2 protein-coding genes are annotated in these 1,052 nt (G+C 43.3%); one reads left to right on the top strand and one right to left on the bottom strand.

Going from position 1 to position 1,052, the window contains the following annotated elements; translation table 11 throughout:
• Positions 1–77 precede the first annotated feature (77 nt).
• A complete protein-coding gene (locus ICL16_RS00200; RefSeq protein WP_337906873.1) occupies positions 78–446 on the top strand; it encodes a DedA family protein in 369 nt (122 codons plus the stop codon).
• Positions 447–581: 135 nt separating this feature from the next.
• Here the strand turns inward: ICL16_RS00200 and ICL16_RS00195 are convergent.
• Positions 582–1,052 (bottom strand): M48 family metallopeptidase (locus tag ICL16_RS00195; protein WP_190824885.1); only part of this gene is annotated, 471 nt, incomplete at its 5' end.

Below are 1,052 nucleotides of genomic sequence, written 5' to 3'. Positions count from 1 at the left end.
GTGGCGAGGTTGGTTAAAATTACACGACCTCTGCGAGGGTTGGCAGCTTGCTATAGAGACTTAACGGGAAAAGTCAGATAGACAGACATAGTAAGTGGCTGACCCTATCTAGTAAGGACATTGACAAATCAAAGCAATGGTTCAGTAAATATGGAGGAGCTGTAGTGTTCCTTGGTCGGCTTATTCCAACCATTCGCACCTACATTTCCATCCCTGCAGGTATAGAAGAGATGCCTTTGCTTCCCTTCTTACTCTATTCCATAGTTGGTATGATCTTATGGGTGGGACTGCTGGCATATGCAGGTTATGTACTGGGACAAAATTACTATCTGGTAAAAAAGTTCTTAGATCCGGTTGCTCTAGTTGCGATCGCAATAATCGTAATTGCTTTTGGAATTTGGTTAATGCATCGCAAGCGTAAGCAAGAGAGAAACAACCAACGCTAAGCAGATAGGAGTGGGATTGGGAAACTTATTCACAGGCGATCGCTGGTGCGGTATTTGGTTAAGAAGCCGCCAAGACGAGTTTTGAATACGTACAGAATTCGCGAGCTAATTATTTAATATCGTATTCAAAATGGTCTAAGGTGAAGTAGCTTGAGAACTAATCTCACGTCTAAGAGCTGCAATTCGGTCATCAGGTGCAGGGTGTGTACTTAAAAATGTTGGAGGAGTAGGTTGATTGCGTAACTTTTGTAAAAATGCAATCATGGCTCTTGGTTCGTAGCCAGCGCGTGCTAAAGTTTGGATTCCCCGGAGATCGGCTTCGTATTCATCTTCACGACTTCTAGGACGTTGTAGTGCTAATTCTATTCCTAACTGAACCGCAGTACTTCTGTCTAAACCTGCTGCATTGGCAAGACCCCGAGTAATAGCTGTTTGCCGCATTTGTTCAATCGAATGTCGGCTAGCGATATGACCAATTTCATGAGCTAATACAGCCGCTAATTGAGCTTCATTATCTACTGCTCTCATTAAACCAGTGGTAACATAGATATAGCCTCCTGCAGTTGCAAAGGCATTGATACTGTCATCTCGAACTACTTGGAATGT

The sequence above is a fragment of the Iningainema tapete BLCC-T55 genome (genome assembly GCF_014698965.1).
Lineage (GTDB): Bacteria > Cyanobacteriota > Cyanobacteriia > Cyanobacteriales > Nostocaceae > Iningainema > Iningainema tapete.
Note: the sequence above shows the minus strand (reverse complement) of the source record. Positions and strands in the feature narration are given on the sequence as shown.